This window comes from Microbispora sp. NPDC049125 (genome assembly GCF_040802045.1).
GTDB lineage: Bacteria > Actinomycetota > Actinomycetes > Streptosporangiales > Streptosporangiaceae > Microbispora.
In genome coordinates this window covers 1-21,570 of the sequence record NZ_JBEZDW010000046.1, presented here as the reverse complement: position 1 = coordinate 21,570, position 21,570 = coordinate 1, and the positions used below count along the sequence as shown (strand labels likewise).

The window sequence follows — 21,570 nt, the reverse complement described above, 5'->3', positions numbered from 1 at the left end:
CCCCTTAGATGCCGGTGCCCGGCCGGAGGTTCTCCATGATCACCCAAGCGAGATCCGGCCTTTCCCTGGAGCGTCCATTGGATACGCTGCTCGATCGTTGGCGAGAAAGCGGGAAGACGAGGCGGCGGCGTGACCGAGCGGGATGGCGAGCGGCTGACGACCCGGGACGCGGACGCCCTCTTGCGCAGGGCGGATCTCCTTCTCACCGCCGCGCGGACCCTGCTCGACGAGCACGCGTCGGTCCAGGACGGCGTGAAGAAGGCGCTGGGGACGGTCCGCGCCGACCTGGCACGGGCCGACCTGGGCGCGATCCCCGTGAGCCGTCTCAAGGAGGTGACCGGCGGGCGCCTTCGTGTCGGCGCTCTGGAGAAGGCCGGCTACACCACCGTCCTGCAGGTCCTGGACGCCACGCCGTACCAGCTTCAGCTGCTGCCGGGGATCGGCGCGCAGACCGCCCGGCAGATGCACGCGGCGGCCGGCGAGGTCGCGCGGGCGGCGCAGGAGGCCGCCGGTGTCCGCATCGACGTCGAGCGGCGGGACCAGACGTCGGCCGAGCTGGTGATCGCGCTCCACCGGCTGGTGAACGCCGGGCCCGACCTCCCCCGCGCCCTCGACGCCGCAAGGAGGCTCGGCGAGCGGCTCGCGCCGCTGATGGCGGACGCGCGCCCGGCGCGCGGGTGGCTCCGGATGCTGGTGGCCGGCGCGCGGCGCCGCCGCCTCGCCCGGGAGGCGCTGGCCTCGATCTCCGGTCTGCTCGACGACGCCGATGAGACCCGGCTGCTGCTGACCCAGGCCACCACCGATCTACTCCGCCCCCCGGCGTCGGAGTTCGAGGCGTGGGCCGACTTCGAGTTCCGCTCCCCGGAGTACTACAACCTCCTCACCGAGCTGGGCGGGGAGCCCACCGCGTCAGGTGAGGGGATGCTCCCCGACGACCTGGCCGCCAAGGTCGCCGCCCAGGACCTCGACGACACCCACCGCAGGGTCTCCCTCCGCGGCTACCAGGCCTTCGGTGCCCGCTTCGCCCTCGTCCAGCGCCGCGTCATCCTCGGCGACGAGATGGGCCTGGGCAAGTCGATCGAGGCCATCGCCGCCATGGCGCATCTCAAGGCGGCAGGCGAGGACCATTTCCTGGTGGTCTGCCCGGCCAGCGTGCTGATCAACTGGATGCGCGAGGTGGAGTCGCGCAGCGTCCTGCGGCCCTATCCGCTGCACGGGGCCGACCGTGCGGCCGCCCAGGAGGAGTGGGTGCGGCGGGGCGGGGTCGCCGTGGCCACACTGGACGGCCTCCACCGTCTGGAGATCCCGTCCGCCGTCACGGTCGGCATGCTGATCGTCGACGAGGCCCACTACGTCAAGAACCCGCAGACCAGGCGTTCCAGGACCGTCGCCGAATGGTGCCGGCGCACCGAGCGGGTGCTCTTCCTGACCGGTACGCCGATGGAGAACCGGGTCGAGGAGTTCCGGATCCTGGTCTCCTACCTTCAGCCGGAGCTGGTCGCCGAGCTTCGCGGCAGCGACGTCGTCGCGGGGGCGCAGTCCTTCCGCAAGGCCGTCGCACCGGTGTATCTGCGCCGCAACCAGCAGGATGTGCTCACCGAGTTGCCCGACCGCGTCGAAACGCGGGAGTGGGTGGAGTTCAGCGGCTCCGATTCAACCGCCTACCGGGACGCCGTGGCGGCGGGCAACTTCATGGCCATGCGCCGCGCCGCCTTCGCCGCCCCGGACACCTCCGCCAAGCTGAAGCGCCTGCTGGAGCTCGTCGAGGACGCGCGGGTCAACGGCCTCAAGGTGATCGTCTTCTCCTACTTCCGCGACGTGCTCGCCACTGTCGCCGCCGCCTTGAACGGCCGGGCGCACGGGCCCATCTCCGGCGCCCTCTCCCCCGAACGGCGTCAGCGGCTGGTGGACGAGTTCTCCGGCGCGGCGGGGCACGCGGTGCTTCTCAGCCAGATCCAGGCGGGCGGCGTGGGGCTGAACCTGCAGGCCGCCTCCGTCGTCATCATGTGCGAGCCGCAGGTCAAACCGAGCATGGAGACGCAGGCCGTGGCCCGCGCCCACCGCATGGGCCAGGTGCGCAAGGTGCAGGTGCACCGGCTCCTCGCGGTGGACTCCGTCGACCAGCGCATGCTCGACATCCTGGGTGTCAAGGGGGCGCTCTTCGACGCCTACGCACGGCGCAGCGACCTGGCGGAGTCCAGCGCCGACGCGGTCGACATCTCCGAACAGTCGCTGGCCCGCCAGATCATCGAGGAGGAACAGCGCCGCCTCCTGCCGGGCCCGGACGCTCACGCGGGCGGCGGCTCCTCGCAGGACGGGATATAGACCGCGCCGGGCCGTCGGCGTCTCAGACGCCCATCGCCACGAGGTGGCGGGATGGGCGGTGACGTCGCCACGCGGCGATCAGGAAGGCGAGCAGTCCGACGACGGGCAGGGCGCACAGGGTCCAGCTCAGCGCCAAAGGGGGGCCGGGCTGGTCGAGGACGGTGATGTCGCTGAGAGTGCCGGTTCCCTGCCCCTGAGGACCATGGATGGTGAAGGTGAAAGACCACCGCCCGGCCGTGGGCAGCGCCTGGATGTCCAGGCCCCAGACGGACCGTTCGCGCGGGTGGCGCGACAGCGGGCTCACGTTGCGCATTCCCGCCTTCATGCCGGGTCCCGTCATGCTGAGGGTGCCGGATTTGCCGGTCAGTCCGCCGTCCGGGGTGAAGGTGAAGTCCAGCGACTGCATGGCCCGAAGCGGCCACGTGGAGAAGCCCACGGTCAGGTGGTAGGGGCCGGCCCGCACCTGCTCGGTGTGGACGATCTCGACCGGCGCGTACGCCTGCCCGGGCTCGACCGGCGCGTACGCCTGTGCCGACGGGGTCCAGAGCAGGGCCGCGGCGCCCACGACACACAGGGCGAGGAGCAGTGCCCCCGCGCGGTCCCTCACCGGCCGGCGCGTCGCGCGGGCCGGTCGTGTAAGAAGCGTTCGAAGGTGCATCGGGTCAGCGGCTTTCCTGATCGGCGGCGGGGGTGTTGAGGCGCAGCAGGACGGCGAAGCGGGCGGCGAGGTAGCCGGCCAGGGCACCGAACGCCAGCCCGAGGATCGCGACGGCCAGCACCGTGGTCGCGGATGTGGCGGACCGGCCCATCGGCCCTCCCCCCGCCCCTCCGCGCAGCATCGACGCCTGCACGAGCATGGAGAGGCCGAGCACCACTCCTCCGGCGGCACCGGTGAGCTGGGGCAGCAGGCGGACCGGCCAGCCGCGTCCGCGCCCCAGCCAGAGGAGCGCCTCCATCACCAGTGCCGCGGCGAGCAGGAACATGGGCATTCCGGCGGGGACCTGAGGGGGCATGTCCCTGAGGTTGTCCCGCAGAGGCAGTCCCACGTAGTCCGCGTAGACCTTCGCGGCCCATGGCGAGAACCACCAGACAAACAGCTGCATGACGCCGAGGACGGCCGCGATGGACAGGGCCACCCACCGGTGGCGCAGGGTGATGGCGCCCATGAGAACGAAGCAGACGGCGAAGAAGACGGTGCCCGCGAGCCTGTGGTCGACGGGCAGGCCCAGCCCGTTGAGGGCGTTGGTGGTGATGGGGGTGAACGTGATCAGCACGGGGATGCTCACGACGAACCCGATCCGCCCCCAGCGCTGGGCGCGGGAGGCGGAGAAGACGATCACGGCGCCGGCCATGGTCAGGCTGACGGAGATGAACAGGGCGACGTGCGGCGGGGAGTTCAGCACGGCGTCGAATCCGTACAGGGAGTGCCACCACAGGTCCAGCAGGCCGTACAGCAGGAACAGCGCGGCGCCGGTCCCGGCGACGAGGTACCCCAGGGGCGCGGTGAACGTGCCGCCGAGGACCCGGACCGGGCTGCCGCCGACGGTGGGGTCGACGGGACGTCCGGCCCGCTGGGCGAAGGTGGCGCTGAGCACCATCGCCAGGCCGGCGATGCCGGCGATGGCACTGCCGGAGTACAGCACCAGGTGGGGCAGGGTGAAGAAGGTGTCCGGGCCGACGTCGACGTGCCACTGGACGTCCCAGCATGTGCCGATCAGCGACAGCAGGGTGCCGGCCAGCACGGCGTACGCGCCGGCCACGCCGGCGGACTGAGGCCGCGGCGGCCGGCCGGGCGGGGACGGCCGGCCTGGGCCGGTGAGCGTGGACGCGGGATCGGATTCCATCGGGCCTTCCTTTCTGGAAGGGGGCGGCACGTTCAGCGGGGGATGGTGAGGGGGAAGACCAGCCGGTCGTGGCGGCCGTCCCCCTCGACGGCGACCACGAACTCCCAGCGTCCGGGCATCATCAGCGGGAGGCCGGCCACGTGGTAGCGGCCGCCCGCGGCCGGTGCGGCGGTGAAGCCGGGAACCGCGTGGCCCGCGGTGGGCAGCACCGCGGAGACCGTGACGACCGGTGACGACCTGCCGCTCGCCGCACCGGTGCGCGGCGCGAGCCGCACGTCGACCCCGGTGGTGCCGGTGACGGGCGTGGAGACCGTCAGGGTCACCACGTCGTGGGCGGTGCCGCCCGTGAGCGTCGCCGCCCCTCGTGGCGTTTCGCCGGACACCGGCGTGCCCGGCCACGGGCCCCACAGGGCAGGGACCGACAGCGCGGTGAGCAGGATCGCCGACAGGACCACCGCGGCCACCAGGACCCGCTGACCGGACGGCGGCAGACGCCGGCTCATGGGGTCTTCTCCGGAGTGCCGGTGACCTGGAGCAGGTAGGGGACGGTCAGGATGGTGTTGCCGCGCTCGGCCTGGATCCAGATCCGGTAGAAGCCGGTGGCGGCGAAGGTGTAGACGAAGGAGATGTCGGGGCCGTAGGCGGCGACGGTCTCGTCGGCGACGCTGTCGCCGTTGACCGAGGTCAGGCCTCTCATCGAGCGCATGTCCGAGAACGACTCCGGCGATTGCCCCTCCATCCCCTCCATGTGTGACATGCCCTCCATGCCGCTCATGTCGTGGGTGCCGTCCGGCATCGCGCCCATGGAGTGGGAGTGGGCCCACACCTGGGCGCCCTGCGTCGCCGTCCCCACCGCCTCCGTGGGTGAGACCGGACCGACGACGATCAGATGTCCGAGCATGCCGAGCCAGGGCTGGAGAGCCGCCGTCTGTCCGACGCGGGCGGTGAGCACGGTGGCCATGCCCGCCACCAGCGACGACGCGGTCAGCCGTACGTCGACGCCCGCCACGGTCCGCACGCCGGTCCCCACCCGGGGCGAAGCGCCACCGGACGTGGTCGGCACGGCGGCGCCGGAGCCGGGGACCGCGTCGATGCCGGTGGCGGAGCGGAGCTGCTGGACTCCGCCACCCCGGCGGGCGAACTCGGCCGAGACCGCGTAGTGGCCCTCGTCGGGCAGGGACAACGGGACCTCGAATGCGCCGGCACCGATCCTGATGGGGTGCAGGTGCCACAGCGTGCCCGAGGGGCCGACGACCAGCAGGTGCAGCAGCGCCCCGTCGTGGACCACGACGTCGTCCACGGGCAGGCCGGTGGACGCGTCGGACAGGGTCAGGCGCAGATCGGCCACCTCGCCCGCGCGGTCCGTGGAGGACCGCAGCAGCAGCGTGGCGGGCGGGCGCGAGTAGTCGGCGGTCCGCTGCCCGACGTAGGCGTAGGGGTCGCCGACGCCGTCGATGGTGGCGTCGACCTGGCCCCCCTGGGACGGCGGCAGCGGCAGCCGGGACGACAGCAGCGCGCCGGTGACCGCCACAGTCAGGCAGGCGACCAGCCCGCCGGCCGGCAGCAGCGTCCACCAGACGCGGCGCGCGCGCACGGCGACCAGGACGGTGACGAGGATGAGAACCCCGGCGCCGCCGAAGCCCACGTAGACGGCGGTCTCCGCCGGTGAGGTGGTCTGCTTCGGCACGACGAACGGAATCGTCGCGGTCCTGCGCCCGTCGTTCAGCGACAGCTCCCACGGGCCGGCCCGGGTGACGTCCAGTACGGCGGAGAAGGTCCCCGGCCGGCCGCCCAACGTGATCACGGCGGTGTCGGCGGTCGTGCCCGACGCCGAGGCGGCGGACGCGGACGTGGAGACCCCGGTGGGAGTCACCGCCAGCGTGAGGCGTCCGGCGGCCGTGCCCGTGTGGGTGATCACATCCACGTTGAGAGGCCCGGGCACGCCGGTGACCCGGCGCAGGATGACGGTCAGCTCTCGGTCGCCGAGTGTCTGGGCGACCTGCACGTCGCCGCCGGCGGTGGAGTCCGCCTCGGCCCCCGGGCTCATGACGAACAGCAGGGCCACGGCGCTCAGCGGGACGGCGAGTACGGTGCCGAGCCGGCGCCGGAACGCGTGACCCGCATGCCGGGGGCTGTCGTGTCCCTTCGTACGAGCGGCGGTGTCGTCCATCGTGCGGGGAGCCTAGGGAAGGCCGCCTGCCGCTGTCGTCACGGCGACAGGGGATGCGGGTCCCCCGGACGGGGGACTCTGCGACACTCCGCGACCGGCCATCATGGATCGTCATGGCCGCCCCCGGGATGACGCGGTCGCTGGAACGGTGGACGGAAGGGGTGCCGGTGGCCGGCAGGGATGGAGATGACGGGCGCCGGGCCGGACCCGCCCGCACCCGCGACGTCAGCGGGTCGCTGACCCGCCAGGCGATCGTGATCGCCGCGGTCACGATGACGGTGGACTGCCTGTCCTTCTCCATCGGCGCCGCCTCCTTGCCCTATCCGATGGGATGGCGCTGGGCCATGCTGGCGGCGGTCGTCGTGGTGGACGCCGGCCTGGCCGGCGCACCGCGCTTCTCGGGGGTCGTGGCCGTCGCCCAGGCGGCCGTCGCGGTGGGGAGCGCCTGGGCCGCCGTCGCGATGCGGGACGCCGTGCCGCACCCAGGGCCCAGTCCGCTGGGCATGCTGAACTACGCGGGTCTGCTCATCTCCGCCTACCGGGCGGGTGCCTGGCTGAACCGATGGCCGGCGGTGGTGTCCCTGGTCTGCCTGGCGACGGGGATCGTCGTGAGACAGACCCTCGCCGGGGCGCACGTCGCGCCGAGGCGAATACTGGTCAACGCCATGGCCGACGCGCTGCTGCCCTGGCTCGTCGGGCGGTACACCACCGCCCGGCGCGCGTACATCGCCGAGCTCGAGCAGCGCTCCGAGCGGGAACAGCGAGAGACGCGGCAGGCCCTGGCCGCGGCCATCGCGGAAGAGCGCAGCAGCATCGCCCGCGATCTGCATGACGTGATCTCCCACCATGTAAGCGCCATCGGAGTCCACGCGGGGGTGGCCCGGCTGCGGGCCACGACGGCGCCGGACGCCCAGGACCTGACGAAGTCGCTGACCGCCGTGGAGACCTCCAGCCGGGCGGCCATGCTCGACCTGCGGCGTCTGCTGGACTTCCTGCACGGCAACCCTTCAGGGGAGGACAGCCAGCCCGGTCTGGACAACCTCCCCGAGCTGCTCGACGCCGTACGCGCCGTCGGCCTGCGGGCGAGGGTGACCGTCCACGGCGTCCCCTCCCGGCTGCCGGAGTCTTTGGACATCGCCGTGTACCGGGTGGTGCAGGAAATGCTCACCAACGCCCTGCGGCACGGCGCCGGCGGTGTCGCGGAGGTGGAGCTGCGCTACGCCCCCGCCAGCCTCACCGTGACGACCTCCAACCCGCTCGCCGCGGAGCCACGCGTCCGGCCCGACTCACCGCATCGGGGACTGCAGGGGATCCGCAGCCGTGTCACCATGTTCAAAGGTGGCACCAGTTACGGGCCCGCACCTGACGGCAGAACGTGGATCACCACCGTGACCTTCCCCCGGGACCCCTCATGACCTTGCGCGTCCTGATCGCCGACGACCACGCCATGTTCCGCTCCGGGCTGCGGGCGGTCCTGGACACCCAGCCCGACCTGGCATGCGTCGGGGAGGCGCCGGACGGGCGGACCGCCCTGAGCGAGGTGCTCCGGCTGCGTCCCGACGTTGCGATCATCGACATCCGCATGCCCCGGCTCGACGGCCTGCGTGCCGCGGAGACGATCCTCGCCGACACGGCCAACGCCACCAAGGTGATCCTGCTGACCACCTATGACCAGGACACGTACGTCCATCGCGCCCTGCGCGCGGGGGCCAGCGGCTTCCTGCTGAAGAGCCTGCCGCCGGAGGAGCTGATCGCGGCGATCCGGGTGGCCGCCCGCGGCGACGCCCTCATCGATCCCTCGGTGACCCGCCGCCTCAGCGCCCGCCTCGCCGACGGGATCGCCCCGCCTCCCGTCCCGGCCGGCCTGGACCTCCTCACCACACGGGAACGCGAGGTGCTGCTGCTGCTCGCCGAGGCGTACAGCAACGCCGAGATCGCCGATCGCCTCGGAATCGGTGACGAGACCGTCAAAACGCATGTCTCCCGCGTCCTCACCAAGTTGAATCTGCGCGACCGGGTCCATGCGGTCTCCTACGCCCACCTCCACGGCCTCGTCGGGCATGCCCTCACGCCGTTCGACGCGCTCCCCGATCCGGCAGGCGGCAAGGCCGGCCGGGGCAGGCGCGGCACCAGGTAGGTTCCGCACGCGACTCCGCGCGTCGCCGGCCGCCTTCCTGGGCCGAGCCGGCGACGTTTCCCGCGCGCATGTGTAAGTCCGGCTGAGCTCGGTAGCGGGATCGGGAGAGGAGAAGCCATGGATCTGACGGCCACGACAACCATCCGCAAGCCGGCGTCGGACGTGTACGCGTTCTGGCGTCACCTGGAGAACCTCCCGGCGTTCATGTCCCATCTCGACGAAGTGCGGTCGACGGGCGAACGGACGAGCCACTGGACGGCGAGCGCCCCGTTCGGCAGGACGGTCGAATGGGACGCCGAGATCGACGACGAGGTGCCGGGTACGCGCATCGGCTGGCGGTCGACCGGCGACGCCGACGTGCCGAACACCGGGAAGGTCTGGTTCGTGCCCGCCCCGGACGGCGTGAGCACGGAGGTCCACGTGGTGCTCGCCTACGACATCCCGGGCGGCTCGCTCGGCAAGGCGGTCGCCAGGTACTTCGGCGAGGAGCCGCACCAGCAGCTCGACGACGACCTGCGCCGGTTGAAGCAGGTGCTGGAGACCGGCGAGGTGGTGCGGTCCGACGGGGCTCCCTGGGGCAAGCGGGCCCGGCACGAGTTCCCGCAGCGCCCGGCGCAGCCCCTGTCCGCCGAGGAGCTCGCGAAGGGAGCGCAGGCATGAAGGCCACCACCTGGGCCGGACGCGACAAGGTCGAGGTCCGCGACGTGCCGGACCCGGCGATCCTCAACAGCCGAGACGCGATCGTACGGGTCACCTCGACGGCGATCTGCGGCTCGGACCTGCACCTCGTCGACGGGTACGTCCCGACGATGCGGGACGGCGACGTCCTGGGCCACGAGTTCATGGGCGAGGTGATCGAGGTCGGCTCCGGCGTCGACCCGGAGCGGCTGCGTGCCGGCGACCGCGTCGTCGTGCCGTTCCCGATCGCCTGCGGCGCGTGCGCGGCGTGCGCCGCCGAGCTGTACTCGTGCTGCGAGAACAGCAACCCGAACGCCGGCATCGCGGAGAAGATGTTCGGTCACCCGCTCGCCGGGATCTTCGGGTACTCGCACCTGACCGGCGGGTTCGCCGGCGGGCAGGCGGAGTACGTGCGGGTGCCGTTCGCCGACGTCGGCCCGCTGAAGATCGAGTCGGATCTGAGCGACGAGCAGGTGCTGTTCCTGTCCGACATCCTGCCCACCGGTTACATGGGCGCCGAGATGTGCGACATCCAGCCGAGCGACGTCGTCGCCGTGTGGGGCGCCGGCCCGGTCGGGCAGTTCGCCATGGACGGCGCCCGGGTGCTCGGCGCCGCTCAGGTCATCGCGATCGACAAGGAGCCGTACCGGCTGCGCATGGCGGAGGAGGCCGGCTACACCGTCGTCAACTTCGACGAGGTCGACGTCCGCTCCAGGCTGCTGGAGCTGACCGGCGGGCGCGGCCCGGACAAGTGCATCGACGCCGTCGGCCTCGAAGCCACGCACGGAAGCGCCCACATCAGCGTCTACGACCGGGTCAAGCAGGCCGTCCGGTCGGAGACCGAACGGCCGCACGCCCTGCGGCAGGCCATCCTGTCGTGCCGCAGCGGCGGCGTCGTGTCGGTCGTCGGCGTGTACGGCGGCCTGCTCGACAAGTTCCCCGCCGGGGCGTGGATGAACCGGTCGCTCACCCTGCGCACCGGGCAGTGCCACGTGCAGCGGTACATGAAACCGCTGCTGCGGCGGATCGAACGAGGTGAGATCGACCCGACCCGGATCATCACGCACACCCTGCCGCTGGAGCAGGCGCCGCACGGCTTCGACATCTTCAAGAACAAGCGGGAGAACTGCGAGAAGGTCGTCCTGAAGCCCTGACCCGTCCAAGGATCTCCCCAGATCCGGGGTTCCCCTGCCCCGAGCGGGGGTACGGAGCCTGGCGGCCGTCCATCGGGCGGCCGCCAGACCGCTTGGATACGCTGTGACCGCCGGACATGTCGGGTTTGCAGACACCGGCCGAGACAGCGGAAGTCCATCGATGGACGCGGGTGATCACATGTGGCCGGGACCGTGGTAGACGCCGCAACGGCACGGATGCTCACCGGGCTGCTCGAAGCCAGCCACCTGGCCGCGCTGGAGCAGCTGCCGGCACTCACCAAAGAGCACGCGGCTCAGGCCGGCCTCCACGGAGTGCTGATCTACCTCGTCGACCTGCAGCAGGACGTGCTTCGGCTGATGGCCGACCAGACGAAGGAGACGGGCGGGGACGAGGACGCGCAGACGGCCGAGCTGAGGATCGACGCGACGCTGGCCGGGCGCGCGTTCCAGGAGACCCGGATCTTGGAACGGCCCCGCACCGGCGACGAGCCGCGCTGCTGGTGGGTGCCGCTGCTGGACGGCACGGAACGGCTCGGAGTCTTAAGGGTCGGCTCCTCTGACGCCCGCCCGGAGGCCGAGGACGACCTCAGAGCCCTGGCGTCGGTGATCGCGCTGCTCGTGGCCAGCAAGCGTTCTCTGAGCGACTCATACCCCCGGCTGGTGCGCACCCGGCCGATGCACGTGGCCGCGGAGATGCAGTGGAAGCTGATGCCGCCGCTGGCCTTCGCCTGCGAGCAGGTGGTGATCAGCGCCGCGCTGGAACCGGCCTACGAGGTCGGCGGCGACGCCTTCGACTACGCCATCGACGACGACACCGTGCACCTCGGGATCTTCGACGCGATGGGCCACGACGTCTCCGCCGGGCTGACCGCCTCCCTCGCGGTCGCCGCCTGCCGCAACAACCGCCGCCGGGGAGCCGGCCTGGTCGAGACGAGCGAGGCGGTCGAACGCACGTTGATCGGCGAGTTCGGCCGGGCCACCCGCTTCGTCACCGCGATCCTGGCCGATCTGGACATCTCCACCGGTGTGCTGAGCTGGGTGAACCGCGGCCATCACCCACCGGTCGTGATCAGGGACGGCCGGAGGATCACCACCCTGCGCTGCCCGCCCGCCCACCCGATGGGGCTGGACCTCGGCCTGCCCGTCACGCTGTGCCACGAACAACTGCAGCCGGGCGACCGGGTGGTGTTCTACACCGACGGCATCACCGAGGCCCGCGGCAGCCAGGGCCGCGAGTTCGGCCTCACCCGCTTCGTCGACTTCATCATCCGCCACAACGCCGACGCCCTGCCGGTGCCGGAAACGCTGCGCCGCCTGATCCACAGCGTCCTCGACTACCACGGCGGCCATCTCCAGGACGACGCCACCGTGCTGCTGGTCGAATGGCACGGTACGGACGCCGGCGAGCTGACTCCCTGACCGCGCGGGTCGCCGTGGCCCACCGCGCCGGCGTCACCCGAACCAGACGATCGCCTGCCCGTGCCCCCGGGTCCAGGCGAGCGGCGTCCCGTCCAGTGCGAGCACGTTGTGCAGCGCCTCCCCCGGCGGCCGCGGCAGCCCGTCGCAGGGCATCACGCCCGGGGCCTCGTTCGCGATCCAGTGCCCGGGCAGCCGGCGTACCACCTCGGCGAACGCCTCCCGCCTCGGCGCCGGCACCTGGTACATCACGGAGGTGTGGAACACCACCAGCGTCGCGCCCGCCGGCGCCCGCGCGGCCAGCGCCGGCAGGTCGTCCACCAGGTCTCCGCGCACGAGGAGCGGCGGCTCGGCCGCGGCGACGGCCGCCGCGGCCCGCAGCCGGGCGCGGCGGTGCGCGTGCTCCGGCCAGATGAGGGCGTCGAGCCACGCGACGTCGGCGGGGTCGGTCACGTCGAGCGGGTTCAGATCCAGGCCGGCCCGCCACACCACCTCCGGCACGCCCGCCGGCGGCGCCACTCCGGTCGCCGCGCATTCGAGGACCGGTTCGCCGGAGCCGACCAGGTGGTCGCCGTAGCGGTAGGCGTAGCGGTCGGGGTAGAGACACAACCCGGCGGACGCGCCGACCTCCAGCAGCGCGAGCGGCTGCGGCAGCGCGGCCAGCAGCGGGAGCAGCACAGCGCACCGCCCCGCCTCGTTCGTCTGGGTGGCCCGGGTGCGCATCTCCGTCTCTATCGCCGGCCAGTTCGCCACCGTGTAGTCGTGGAAGGCGGCCGGATCCTCGACCGGGCCGCCGAGGAGCCGTACGACGCCGAACAGCAGGTTCGGCTGCCGCTTGGCCGGCGGCAGCGTGCCGAGCAGCCCGAGCACCTCGTCGTCGCGGGAGACCGCGAGCGACAGCCGCTCGTAGGCGGGCGACACGCCGTGCGCCTCCCGCGCGGCGAACTCGGCGTAGCTCTCGGCGGTCGTCATGTCCCCATGATGACCCGAACGGCCGGCGCGCCGAACCAGAAGTGGACCCGGGCCTGCACCCGGGCTCAGCGGCGGCCGAGGGCGCGCAGCTGGCGGGGAGTCAGGGAAGAGACGTTCTGGTCGATGGGGGTGTCCGTGTACTGGTGGATCGTCCAGGTCTTCCAGTCGGCGGGCGGTGTGACGTCCCCCTGGGCCCTGCCGTAGTGAGCCACCCACAAGGGGTACTGCTGCAGGCCGTAGCCGTAGGTGTTGGCGAAGTTCCAGCCGCTGTAGAACATCGGGGTGACGCCGGTCTTCTCCTTCACGTGAGCCAGCCAGGCCTTCGCCCAGCTGTTGACGTGGGCGACGGACTCGTCGTCACTGGTCTCCAGGTCCAGCACGAGCAGGTCTCCGGGCTTGCTGGGCTGCTCGTTCACCACCGACAGGAAGTAGTCGGCCTCGGCGATGGGATCGTTGGAGGGGTGGCCGTAGTGGTAGACGCCCCGGACGATGCCCTTCTTGTCCAGCTCACGCCAGTGCCGTGCGAAGGCGGGGTCACGGAAGTCCAGGCCCTCGGTGGCCTTGATGATTCCGAACTGTGCCCGGCTGGCACCCCAGTCGTAGTCAGACTCGTAGCCCGAGACGTCGGAGCCGTAGGTGTACGGGGCGGTGTGCTCGGGGCCGCCGGGCACGCCGCCGGCGTGCGCCGGGCCGCTGGGCACGAGGGTGGCGGTGGCGACCGACATGGCCATGGTCACGCCTGCGATGACGGCGCCGAGGCGCTTCTTCGAGAGGCTCAGCCGCTTCTTGGGAGAGGGAGCGGCCGAGATGGGGCGATGGTCGGGCATGAAGGTGTTGACTCCTTGCTTCCATGCCGCCTACCGGGTTAGCTGACGGGTTCGGGCAGGAAGTGCCCTACGGGGCGCAGCCTGGGCCGGCGCTCCGATTCACCCCGAGAGGATGGGTCCCCGGCTCCGCGAGACGCGGATTCGGCGGCCGCGCACTCCTGCCGGGACGGAGGTCCCGCCGGAGCGCGCGGTCCGGGCAACGAAAGTGGCAGCGGAAGCGAGGGTGGGGGGCATCGCTACACGCGCCACTACCCTCAAAGGTACACACAACACCATAAGGGTGTAAATAGGACAAAACACCTCTTTGCCTGGCGAGCGCGTAGGTCGGTCTGCGGATCACGACCACAAGGGAGGGGCGTCGGCATACGGCTCTCCCGGCGCGGGCGGCGGCGCGGGCCGCACGACGTCGGCGCCCCGCTCTTCCAGCAGGTCGGCCAGCCGCGCGGCGTTGCGCTGGGAGTTGTCGGCGCAGCAGTTGTTGGTCAGCACATGCGTCGCCGCCGCCTCCTCTGACAGTTCCGCGATCCGGCCGGCCCAGCCCTGAAGCTCCTGCTCGGAGTACAGATATCCGAACCGCTCCTCGATGACCCGGCTCGTCCACTTCTCCGAGTGACCGTGCAGCCGGACGACGGCGAGGTCCGAGGTGGCCGCCAGCACCGGCGGGATCGACGACGGGTGACCCTGCGGCATGTCCACTCCCACGTACGGCAGATCGTTGCCGGCCAGGAAGCCGAGGGTGTCCCGCTGGGTGTCCCCGTCCATCCACGCGGCGTTGCGGAACTCGACGCAGACGCGCATCGGCAGGCAGCGGTCCCGGCATTCGAGGATGTAACGCCGGTTGGCGGCGCCCGGCGGGAACCACTGCGGGAACTGGAACAGCACCGCGCCCAGTTTCCCCGCCTCGTGCAACGGCTCCAGCGCTCCCAGGAAGCGGCGCCACACCTCCTCGACGGCGTCCGGAGGGAGATCACGCAGGTAGAGGGTCCGCTTGGACTCCCCGGCAGCGGCCCGCAGATCCTTGTAGAGGGCCGCCGGCCGGGTCGGATGCTGCGTGAGCAGGGAGAACGCCTTCACGTTGAAGGTGAAGTCCTTCGGCGTACGGTCACGCCACAGCTCGGCCGTACGCCGGGCCGGCGGGTTGTAGTAGGTGGCGTCCACCTCCACCAGGGGGAAGCGGCCGGCGTAGTAGCCGAGCCTGGCCTCGGGCGTGGAGGCGTCGCGGGGGTACCAGCCGGAGGCGAGGAGCGACTTGTCCGTCCACGAGGCCGTACCGATGAGGATCTTGCCCATTCCCCGACCGTAGGCGGCTTCGCGTCTCCATATGGGCGGTACGCCTCGAAACCCATCACACCGGGCACCCATCACACCGGGCACCCATCACACCGGGCCGAGCACGCCGGCGGAACCGGACGGACCTGAGAGACTGTCGTCATGCCCCACAGCCATGATGAGGACCCCGCGTGTGACGTCGCCCACGGCGACGCGCTCCCCGAGGGGGCACGCCGGACGCTCGTCGCGGTGTTCGCGTCCCCGGTGGCGGGCCACCTCCTGAGGCTCGGCGCCGAGCTGGGCTTCCGGCCGATCCTCCTGGAGCCGGACGCCGGGCGCCGCCTCGACGGCCTGCCGATGGGCTCGTTCCCGGTTGTCCGGGAAGCCGGCGACTACCTGGACGGCGCGGCCGACGTGGTGGTCACCGACCACCACCGCGAGGAGATCGGGCCGATGCTGCGCGACGTCCTCAGGAGCCCCGCCCGCTGGATCGGCATCATGGGAAGCCCGCGCCACACCGGCCCGCACGTACGGGCGCTGGCCGAGCTGGGCGTCCCGCCCGAGGAGATCGCCCGCGTGCATCGCCCGATCGGGCTCAACATCGGCTCCCGTACGCCCGCGGAGATCGCCGTGGCCACGCTCGCCGGTCTGATCGCCGACCGGAACGGCCGGCCCGGCGGCTTCGCGTTCTGATCACCGATCGCGCCGGCCGGCGCCTGTCCGGCCACGTGAACGGCCCCAAGCGCCTAGTGAAGCCCAAGCAGCATGAGGATGACGAGGCCGACGAGGTGAAGGCCCACGACGAAGGCGATGAGGAAGAAGAACACGAACTTGGCCGGTCCGTGCTCGAAGTCCTTTCCCTCCTTCAGCGGCGGCCGTGCCGCCTGGCGGTCGGCGATGCGCTCTTCCAGGGTTTTCCTCTGAGACATGACAGCCTCCGCTGACGTGGTCATCTGCTGGACCGGCCCCTCTTCCGTACGGGCCGCGATCAGGAGGCGGGGCCGCGCTCGACGGGGACGCCGACGAGCGAGCCGTACTCCGCCCACGAGCCGTCGTAGTTCTTGACGCCGGGCCGATCGAGCAGCTCACTGAGCACGAACCAGGTGTGCGCGCTGCGCTCGCCGATGCGGCAGTAGACGATGGTCTCCTCCGCGTCCGGATCGACCGACGCGCCGGCGTACAGACGGCGGAGCTCCTCGTCGGATTTGAACGTGCCGTCGTCCGCGGCGGCCCTCGACCATGGGACGTTCCTGGCCGTGGGGATGTGGCCGGCCACCTGAGCCTGCTCGTGGGGCAGGTGCGTGGGGCCGAGGATCTTGCCGGAGAACTCGTCGGGGGAACGGACGTCGGCGATGCTCTTGGTGCCGATGGAGCCGATGACCTCGTCCTCGAAGCCGGCCTTTCCGACGAAGTCACGCCGGACCGGATCCTGGAGGTCTTCCCTCCAGTCGATCTTCACCGCGCCGCGGATGTGGTTCTCGTCATAGGCCCTGCTGTTCTCGTCGACCTCGGCCAGGACGACACCCGGGTCATCGAGGTGCTCCAGGACCCAGGCGGCGTCGACAAGCACGTGGGAGCGGCTCATGGCTTCTCTCTCTGACGAGGGGATGCGGGGTTGCCGGCGAACGATTAGTACACTAATCGTTAGTACACTATCTGTTATAGCATGGGTTTCGACTTCCATGGAGGTGCCCATGAGTGACCTCGGCGACATCGCCGACCCGCTGGCCCTGGAGAACCAGGTCTGCTTCGCTCTGGCGGTCGCCTCGCGCACGGTGATCGCGGTCTACCGCCCCCTGCTGGAGCCGATGGGGCTGACCCACCCGCAGTACCTGGTGATGCTCGCGCTGTGGCAGCACGCGCCTCTGTCGGTCAAGGACCTCAGCCGGCTGCTGCAGGTCGATCCCGCCACGCTGTCACCGCTGCTCAAACGCCTTGAGACCGCCGGGTTCGTCCGTCGGCCCCGCGCCAGCGACGACGAGCGCTCCCTCGCGGTCACCCTCACCGAGGCGGGAAGGCGACTGCGCGCCGAAGCCGAGAAGATCCCCCCGGCGATCGTCGGGCGCCTGGGGATGGAGCTCGCCGAGCTCAAGGATCTCCACCAGGCGCTGACCCGGGTGATCGCCGCCGCCAACGATGCCAACAACTCTCACCGGGCCGCGCACGGACAGGATCCGCAGGGCATCGCCGCCGTGACGTGACGTCCGAGGCCGGGCCCGGGCTTCGTCCCGGCGGTTCCGTACCCGCGCTCAGACGACTTCCAGGGCGGGACGCCGAGGCGTCGCCCGGGAAGCGGGGACGGTCGTGCGGAAGCGGGCGGCGTACGCGGACGGGGTGGTGCTCAGGTGGCGGGCGAAGACACGTCGCAGGGTCTCGTCGCTGCCCAGGCCGCTACGGCGGGCCGCGGTGGTCACGCTCTCACCGCGCTCCAGAAGGATGCGGGCGGCCTCCAGACGCATGATCTCCACGTACGCGGCCGGAGTGGTGCCGGCCTGCTCCCGGAACAGCCGGGACAGATGACGGGTGCTCACCCCGGCGGTCCTGGCCAGCGCGTGCGGGGTGTGATCGGCCGCCGGATCGGCGGCGATGGCGTCGAGCAGCGGGCGCAGGACGGGGTGGCGCGTGCCCGGGGTGCGTGAGGCCACGGAGAACTGCGACTGGCCTCCGGGCCGCTGGAGGAAGACCACGAGGTCGCGTGCGACCTTCCGCGCCACTTCCGGCCCCTGGTCCTGCTCCACCAGGGCCAGGCAGACGTCGATGCCCGCCGTGACTCCGGCCGAGGTGAGCACCGGACCGTCCTGAACGTAGATCGCGTCCGGGGTGACGGTGACATCCGGATGGTCGCGGGCGAGATCGGCGGCGTGCTCCCAGTGCGTCGTCGCCCTCCGGCCGCGCAGCACGCCGGCCGCGGCGAGGGCGAAGGCCCCGGTGCACACGGCCGCCACCCGCTGGGACCTGCCGGTCAGCCGTCTCACGTGATCGACGAGCTCGGGCCGCTTCCGGAAGGCGGCCAGGTCGGCCGGGCCGGGCACGATGAGCGTGCCGACGGCGGCGACCCCCGCGGCCGGCAGGTCGGCCGAGATGCGCAGGCCGGTGGAGGTGGTGACCTCACGGCCGTCAGGCGTGCACACGCCCACGGTGTAGGGATGCGCGGCGGTGGACGCGGTGGCGAACACCTCCAGCGGCGCGGCGACGTCCATCAGCCGCACCCCGTCGAAGGCGAACACGATGACCCGGTGCGGCCGGGGATCGCACGTTCCGTCTTCCATGCCCCCAGCGTACGGCGGGGCTTGGCGGGCTCCCGGGGTCATGTCCTTGTCTGTGGGGTATCTGTCCTGGAAGACCTGGCCGAACGGCCCGGCCCGGGGACAGCCTGGAACTCGAAAAGACCTCTCCACGTGAGGAGTGCACGTCAATGACGGTTCAGGAGAAGGTCACCGCGGGGGTGACCGTGCCGGACACCAAGCTCGCCACGGAGGCCACCGAGCTCGTGCGCGACACCACCAGCGACCTGATCTACCACCACTCACGCCGCGTCTACTGGTTCGGCAGCCTCCAGGGCAGGAACCGCGGCTTGAGCTTCGACCCCGAGTTGCTCTACATCGGGGCCATGTTCCACGACCTCGGCCTCGGCGAGGCACACCGCGGCAGCGGGAGGCGGTTCGAGGTCGACAGCGCCGACGAGGCCCGGCGCTTCCTGCAGGGCCATGGTGTGCCGGAGGACAGCATCCGGAGGGTGTGGACGGCGATCGCCCTGCACACCACGCCGGGCATCCCCGAGTTCATGGAACCGGAGGTCGCGCTGGTCACGGCCGGCGTGGAGTACGACGTGCTGGGTATCGGCTATGCCGACATCGGCGAGGCCGCTCGCGCGGAGATCACCGCGCTGCATCCACGCCCGGACTTCAAGCGGCGCATCCTCCAGGCGTTCACCGAGGGCATCGCCCCGAGACCGGAGACCACCTTCGGGAACGTGAAGGCGGATGTCCTCGAGCACTTCGTCCCCGGGTTCATCCGCGGCGACTTCGTCGAGGTCATTCAGAGCTCGCCCTGGCCCGAGTGATCGCCGGGCTCGGGATCGCGGCCGGAGGCGGGTTACGCGTCGGCGTGGGAGGCGGGGCGGGTGTTCACGAGCCGCCGTTCCAGGCCCATCTCTGGTTGGCGCCGCCCGTGCAGGAGTAGAGCTGGAGGCGGGTGCCGTTGGCGGTGGCGGCGCCTACGGCGTCCAGGCACAGCCGGGACCGGACGCCGACGATGGTGCCGTCGGAGTTGCGGCGCCACTTCTGGTTGTCGCCGCCCCAGCAGGAGTAGATCTGGACGACGGCGCCGTTGCGGGTGCCGCCGGCGTCCAGGCACTTGTTGCCGTACACCCTGATCTCGCCGGCCGGGGTGGACGACCACTGCTGGTTGCTCCGCCCGTCGCAGTCCCACAACACCACCGCGGTGCCGTCCGTGGTGGAGGCGCTGGGCACGGCCACACACCGGCCGGACGCGACACCCCTGATCGCCCCGTTCCCTCCCGCGGACGGAGTCGGCGTCGGCGTCGGGGTCGGCGTGGGTGTCGGCGTCGGCGTTGGTGTCGGGGTGGGAGTCGGCTGGGCGGCGTTGAGTGCGTTGAGGACGGCGGTGTAGGCGGGCTTCTTGTTGCCGTTGCCGTCGAACAGCAGTGGGGTGTCGCCGGATCGCCAGGAGTCGATGTCGCGGACGCCCCACGTGGTGATGCCGGTGCAGCGGGCGACGGCCAGGCAGTCGTTGACCACGTCGGCGTAGGTGGTGGCCGGGGCGCCCTGGATGTCCAGCTCGGTGATCTGCACGTCCACCCCGAGGGCGGCGAAGCTCTCGATGGTGGTGCGGTAGTTGGCGTTGTAGGGGCTGCCGCTGTTGAAGTGCGACTGCAGGCCGACGCAGTCGATCGGCACGCCGCGCTGCCTGAAGTCGCGGACCATGTCGTAGACGGCCTGGGTCTTGGCCCAGGTCCAGTTGTCGATGTTGTAGTCGTTGTAGCAGAGCTTGGCGGCCGGGTCGGCGGCGCGCGCGGTGCGGAAGGCGACCTCGATCCAGTCGTTGCCGGTGCGCTGGAAGTTGGAGTCGCGCCGGCCGCCGGAGTTGCCGTCGGCGAAGGCCTCATTGACCACGTCCCAGGCGTACATCTTGCCCTTGTAGTGGCCCATCACGCCGTTGATGTGGTCGATCATCGCCTGACGCAGCGCGCTGCCCGACAGGGACTGCAGCCAGCCCGGCTGTGCGGAGTGCCAGACCAGGGTGTGCCCGCGCATCCGCTTGCCGTTCTGGACGGCCCAGTTGTAGATGCGGTCACCGCTGGTGAAGGTGAACTGGCCGCGGCTGGGCTCGGTGGCGTCGAGCTTCATCTCGTTCTCGGCGGTCACCATGGTGAACTCGCGGCTCGCGATCGTGGTGTACTGCGCGTCGCCGAGCCTGACGGCCGAGATCGCGGTGCCGAAGTACCGGCCGCTCTGCGCCGCCGCCGCGCCGAGCGTGTCCGCCGCCGCATCGGCGGGAACCGGCACTGAGAGCGTCGTGGCCGCGGCGAGTACGCCCAGAGCGCCGGCGGCCAAGGCCCGGCGAAGACCTCTGAGAGGCCGCCGGACGCCAGGTGGGGGGATGACGTTGGTGCCCATGCCTGAGCCTCCGTAACTGACTCACAAACGGGAACGCGGGAACATCTCGCGTCGCCGACGCCGCGCCCCGTCGACCAGGAGGCGCACCACCATCAGGGCGTCGCAGACGGTTGCGTCCCGCCGGGGTATCGCCATCCGGCAGAAAGACCGCTCCGGAGACCCAGTGTGGAAAGCTTCCCGAAATAGGTCAAGACTATTGCGAAACTTTCGAGGATCATGGACCGGCGGAAGGCGCTTGTCATCCATGCCGACTTCCCTCCCGACTTCCCGAAAGTCGCGATCGGCCCATCCAGCCGCGATGGGCAAAGTCAGTGAAATTTTCAGCACGTCACCGCATCGGCCGGATTGGAAAACTCCCGATAACCGCAGATGAGCCGCCGCTTCCTCCAGATGTCCAGGTATGGCGGTGTATCGGCCGCTTGACGGCATCTCCCACCTCGTATTTGCTCCGCCCCATCACCATCTCCGACCGTGGCGGAAAGGGGCGCCGAAGCGGCAGTTTCGATTGTGACGCTGACAATGCAGGGGAGGGCTCCGCATCCACGCCCCGATGCCCACGCTGACGTCGCCGGCCCGCCGGCCGGAAAGGTTTCTCCGTGAACAGCGGAGAGAGCCGGACCACCGCGATCGGCCGGTGCGCCCCTTTATAACCGGCGAGTCGCCCAGCGCGCGTCGGATTTCGCCATGTCCGATGCGGAGCGCAGCACCTTACGGCGGTCGGTGACGAGAAAGCTGAAGTATCCGTGATGTCGGTAATTACACACAGTGCTGGCCGGGCTCGCTCGCTGATGGCCAGAAGGGGCTGAGCATGCGTACGTGGAGAAGGTGGGTGGGCGCCGGTCTGTCGGCGGTCGCCCTGTCTGTGGCCGGCGTGACCTGGGGAGCGGGACCCGCCGGTGCGGAGTCCAACGGCGGGGTGCGGGTGATGCCGCTGGGTGACTCGATCACCGAGGGCACCCAGGTCCCCGGCGGATACCGGATCGGCCTGTGGCAACGCCTGGCCGCCGGACGCTACACGATCGACTTCGTCGGCTCCCAGTACAACGGGCCCGGCAACCTCGGCGACCACGACCACGAAGGCCACCCCGGCTGGCGCATCGACCAGATCGACGCCAACATCACCGGCTGGGCCCGCACCT

20 protein-coding genes, 1 pseudogene and 1 riboswitch are annotated in these 21,570 nt (G+C 71.2%); of the genes and pseudogenes, 10 read left to right on the top strand and 11 right to left on the bottom strand.

The features are described 5' to 3' along the window. Positions 1 to 129: 129 nt before the first annotated feature. Positions 130 to 2,325 carry a DEAD/DEAH box helicase gene (locus AB0B72_RS35110; protein WP_367743778.1) on the top strand — a complete coding sequence of 732 codons (2,196 nt, stop codon included), beginning with the start codon at positions 130 to 132 and terminating at the stop codon, positions 2,323 to 2,325. Between the two features lie 22 nt (positions 2,326 to 2,347). Here the strand turns inward: AB0B72_RS35110 and AB0B72_RS35105 are convergent, their stop codons facing one another. From AB0B72_RS35105 to AB0B72_RS35090, 4 genes are read right to left on the bottom strand one after another with little or no spacing between them, the layout of a single operon-like run. Then, a complete protein-coding gene (locus AB0B72_RS35105) occupies positions 2,348 to 2,932 on the bottom strand; it encodes a hypothetical protein (protein ID WP_367743776.1) in 585 nt (194 codons plus the stop codon). 55 nt (positions 2,933 to 2,987) lie between these two features. After that, on the bottom strand, positions 2,988 to 4,169 hold the full coding sequence (locus AB0B72_RS35100) for a hypothetical protein (protein WP_367743775.1): 1,182 nt from the start codon (positions 4,167 to 4,169) through the stop codon (positions 2,988 to 2,990). A 32-nt stretch (positions 4,170 to 4,201) separates the two neighbouring features. After that, on the bottom strand, positions 4,202 to 4,672 hold the full coding sequence (locus AB0B72_RS35095; RefSeq protein ID WP_367743774.1) for a hypothetical protein: 471 nt from the start codon (positions 4,670 to 4,672) through the stop codon (positions 4,202 to 4,204). Then, positions 4,669 to 6,339 carry a hypothetical protein gene (locus tag AB0B72_RS35090; protein WP_367743773.1) on the bottom strand — a complete coding sequence of 557 codons (1,671 nt, stop codon included), beginning with the start codon at positions 6,337 to 6,339 and terminating at the stop codon, positions 4,669 to 4,671. Before AB0B72_RS35090 ends, AB0B72_RS35095 begins: the two co-directional genes overlap by 4 nt. Before the next feature lie 113 nt (positions 6,340 to 6,452). On the opposite strand from AB0B72_RS35090, the gene AB0B72_RS35085 reads away from it, so the two are divergent. From AB0B72_RS35085 to AB0B72_RS35065, 5 genes are all read left to right on the top strand, one after another. Continuing rightward, complete coding sequence (locus tag AB0B72_RS35085; protein ID WP_367743772.1) at positions 6,453 to 7,754, top strand: sensor histidine kinase; 1,302 nt, start codon at positions 6,453 to 6,455, stop codon at positions 7,752 to 7,754. Beyond that, positions 7,751 to 8,476 carry a response regulator gene (locus AB0B72_RS35080; RefSeq protein ID WP_367743770.1) on the top strand — a complete coding sequence of 242 codons (726 nt, stop codon included), beginning with the start codon at positions 7,751 to 7,753 and terminating at the stop codon, positions 8,474 to 8,476. Before AB0B72_RS35085 ends, AB0B72_RS35080 begins: the two co-directional genes overlap by 4 nt. Before the next feature lie 117 nt (positions 8,477 to 8,593). Further along, a complete protein-coding gene (locus AB0B72_RS35075; RefSeq protein WP_367743769.1) occupies positions 8,594 to 9,136 on the top strand; it encodes an SRPBCC family protein in 543 nt (180 codons plus the stop codon). Beyond that, a complete protein-coding gene (locus AB0B72_RS35070) occupies positions 9,133 to 10,308 on the top strand; it encodes a zinc-dependent alcohol dehydrogenase (RefSeq protein WP_367743768.1) in 1,176 nt (391 codons plus the stop codon). Before AB0B72_RS35075 ends, AB0B72_RS35070 begins: the two co-directional genes overlap by 4 nt. Before the next feature lie 180 nt (positions 10,309 to 10,488). Further along, complete coding sequence (locus AB0B72_RS35065) at positions 10,489 to 11,727, top strand: PP2C family protein-serine/threonine phosphatase (protein WP_367743766.1); 1,239 nt, start codon at positions 10,489 to 10,491, stop codon at positions 11,725 to 11,727. Between the two features lie 33 nt (positions 11,728 to 11,760). Here AB0B72_RS35065 and AB0B72_RS35060 read toward each other — a convergent pair whose 3' ends face one another. The 3 genes from AB0B72_RS35060 to AB0B72_RS35050 form a co-directional block, all read right to left on the bottom strand. Next, positions 11,761 to 12,696 (bottom strand): DUF2332 family protein, encoded by a 936-nt coding sequence (locus AB0B72_RS35060; protein ID WP_367743765.1) that lies wholly within the window; start codon positions 12,694 to 12,696, stop codon positions 11,761 to 11,763. A gap of 65 nt (positions 12,697 to 12,761) precedes the next feature. Continuing rightward, complete coding sequence (locus tag AB0B72_RS35055; protein WP_367743764.1) at positions 12,762 to 13,523, bottom strand: glycoside hydrolase family 25 protein; 762 nt, start codon at positions 13,521 to 13,523, stop codon at positions 12,762 to 12,764. A 12-nt stretch (positions 13,524 to 13,535) separates the two neighbouring features. Continuing rightward, positions 13,536 to 13,680, bottom strand: a riboswitch (cyclic di-AMP (ydaO/yuaA leader). Between the two features lie 179 nt (positions 13,681 to 13,859). Then, positions 13,860 to 14,813, bottom strand: coding sequence for a DUF72 domain-containing protein (locus AB0B72_RS35050; RefSeq protein ID WP_367743762.1), 954 nt, complete (start codon positions 14,811 to 14,813; stop codon positions 13,860 to 13,862). A 141-nt stretch (positions 14,814 to 14,954) separates the two neighbouring features. Here AB0B72_RS35050 and AB0B72_RS35045 point away from each other — a divergent pair, with 141 nt between their 5' ends. Beyond that, a complete protein-coding gene (locus AB0B72_RS35045) occupies positions 14,955 to 15,485 on the top strand; it encodes an XdhC family protein (RefSeq protein ID WP_367743761.1) in 531 nt (176 codons plus the stop codon). 53 nt (positions 15,486 to 15,538) lie between these two features. Here AB0B72_RS35045 and AB0B72_RS35040 read toward each other — a convergent pair whose 3' ends face one another. Both AB0B72_RS35040 and AB0B72_RS35035 read right to left on the bottom strand, forming a co-directional pair. Beyond that, positions 15,539 to 15,721 carry a hypothetical protein gene (locus AB0B72_RS35040; RefSeq protein ID WP_367743759.1) on the bottom strand — a complete coding sequence of 61 codons (183 nt, stop codon included), beginning with the start codon at positions 15,719 to 15,721 and terminating at the stop codon, positions 15,539 to 15,541. A gap of 59 nt (positions 15,722 to 15,780) precedes the next feature. Continuing rightward, positions 15,781 to 16,377 carry a sulfurtransferase gene (locus tag AB0B72_RS35035; RefSeq protein WP_367743758.1) on the bottom strand — a complete coding sequence of 199 codons (597 nt, stop codon included), beginning with the start codon at positions 16,375 to 16,377 and terminating at the stop codon, positions 15,781 to 15,783. A 109-nt stretch (positions 16,378 to 16,486) separates the two neighbouring features. On the opposite strand from AB0B72_RS35035, the gene AB0B72_RS35030 reads away from it, so the two are divergent. Beyond that, on the top strand, positions 16,487 to 16,993 hold the full coding sequence (locus tag AB0B72_RS35030) for a MarR family winged helix-turn-helix transcriptional regulator (protein WP_367743756.1): 507 nt from the start codon (positions 16,487 to 16,489) through the stop codon (positions 16,991 to 16,993). Between the two features lie 48 nt (positions 16,994 to 17,041). Here the strand turns inward: AB0B72_RS35030 and AB0B72_RS35025 are convergent, their stop codons facing one another. Further along, the gene (locus AB0B72_RS35025) at positions 17,042 to 18,061 is read right to left on the bottom strand and encodes a GlxA family transcriptional regulator (protein ID WP_367743754.1); all 1,020 of its coding nucleotides are present in this window, start codon (positions 18,059 to 18,061) and stop codon (positions 17,042 to 17,044) included. 146 nt (positions 18,062 to 18,207) lie between these two features. On the opposite strand from AB0B72_RS35025, the gene AB0B72_RS35020 reads away from it, so the two are divergent. Then, a complete protein-coding gene (locus AB0B72_RS35020) occupies positions 18,208 to 18,855 on the top strand; it encodes an HD domain-containing protein (RefSeq protein ID WP_367743753.1) in 648 nt (215 codons plus the stop codon). Between the two features lie 64 nt (positions 18,856 to 18,919). Here AB0B72_RS35020 and AB0B72_RS35015 read toward each other — a convergent pair whose 3' ends face one another. After that, positions 18,920 to 20,431, bottom strand: a complete 1,512-nt coding sequence (locus AB0B72_RS35015; protein ID WP_367743752.1) for an endo-1,4-beta-xylanase — start codon at positions 20,429 to 20,431, stop codon at positions 18,920 to 18,922. 808 nt (positions 20,432 to 21,239) lie between these two features. Here AB0B72_RS35015 and AB0B72_RS35010 point away from each other — a divergent pair. Beyond that, positions 21,240 to 21,570 (top strand): annotated as a pseudogene (locus AB0B72_RS35010) (SGNH hydrolase); the annotation flags it as partial.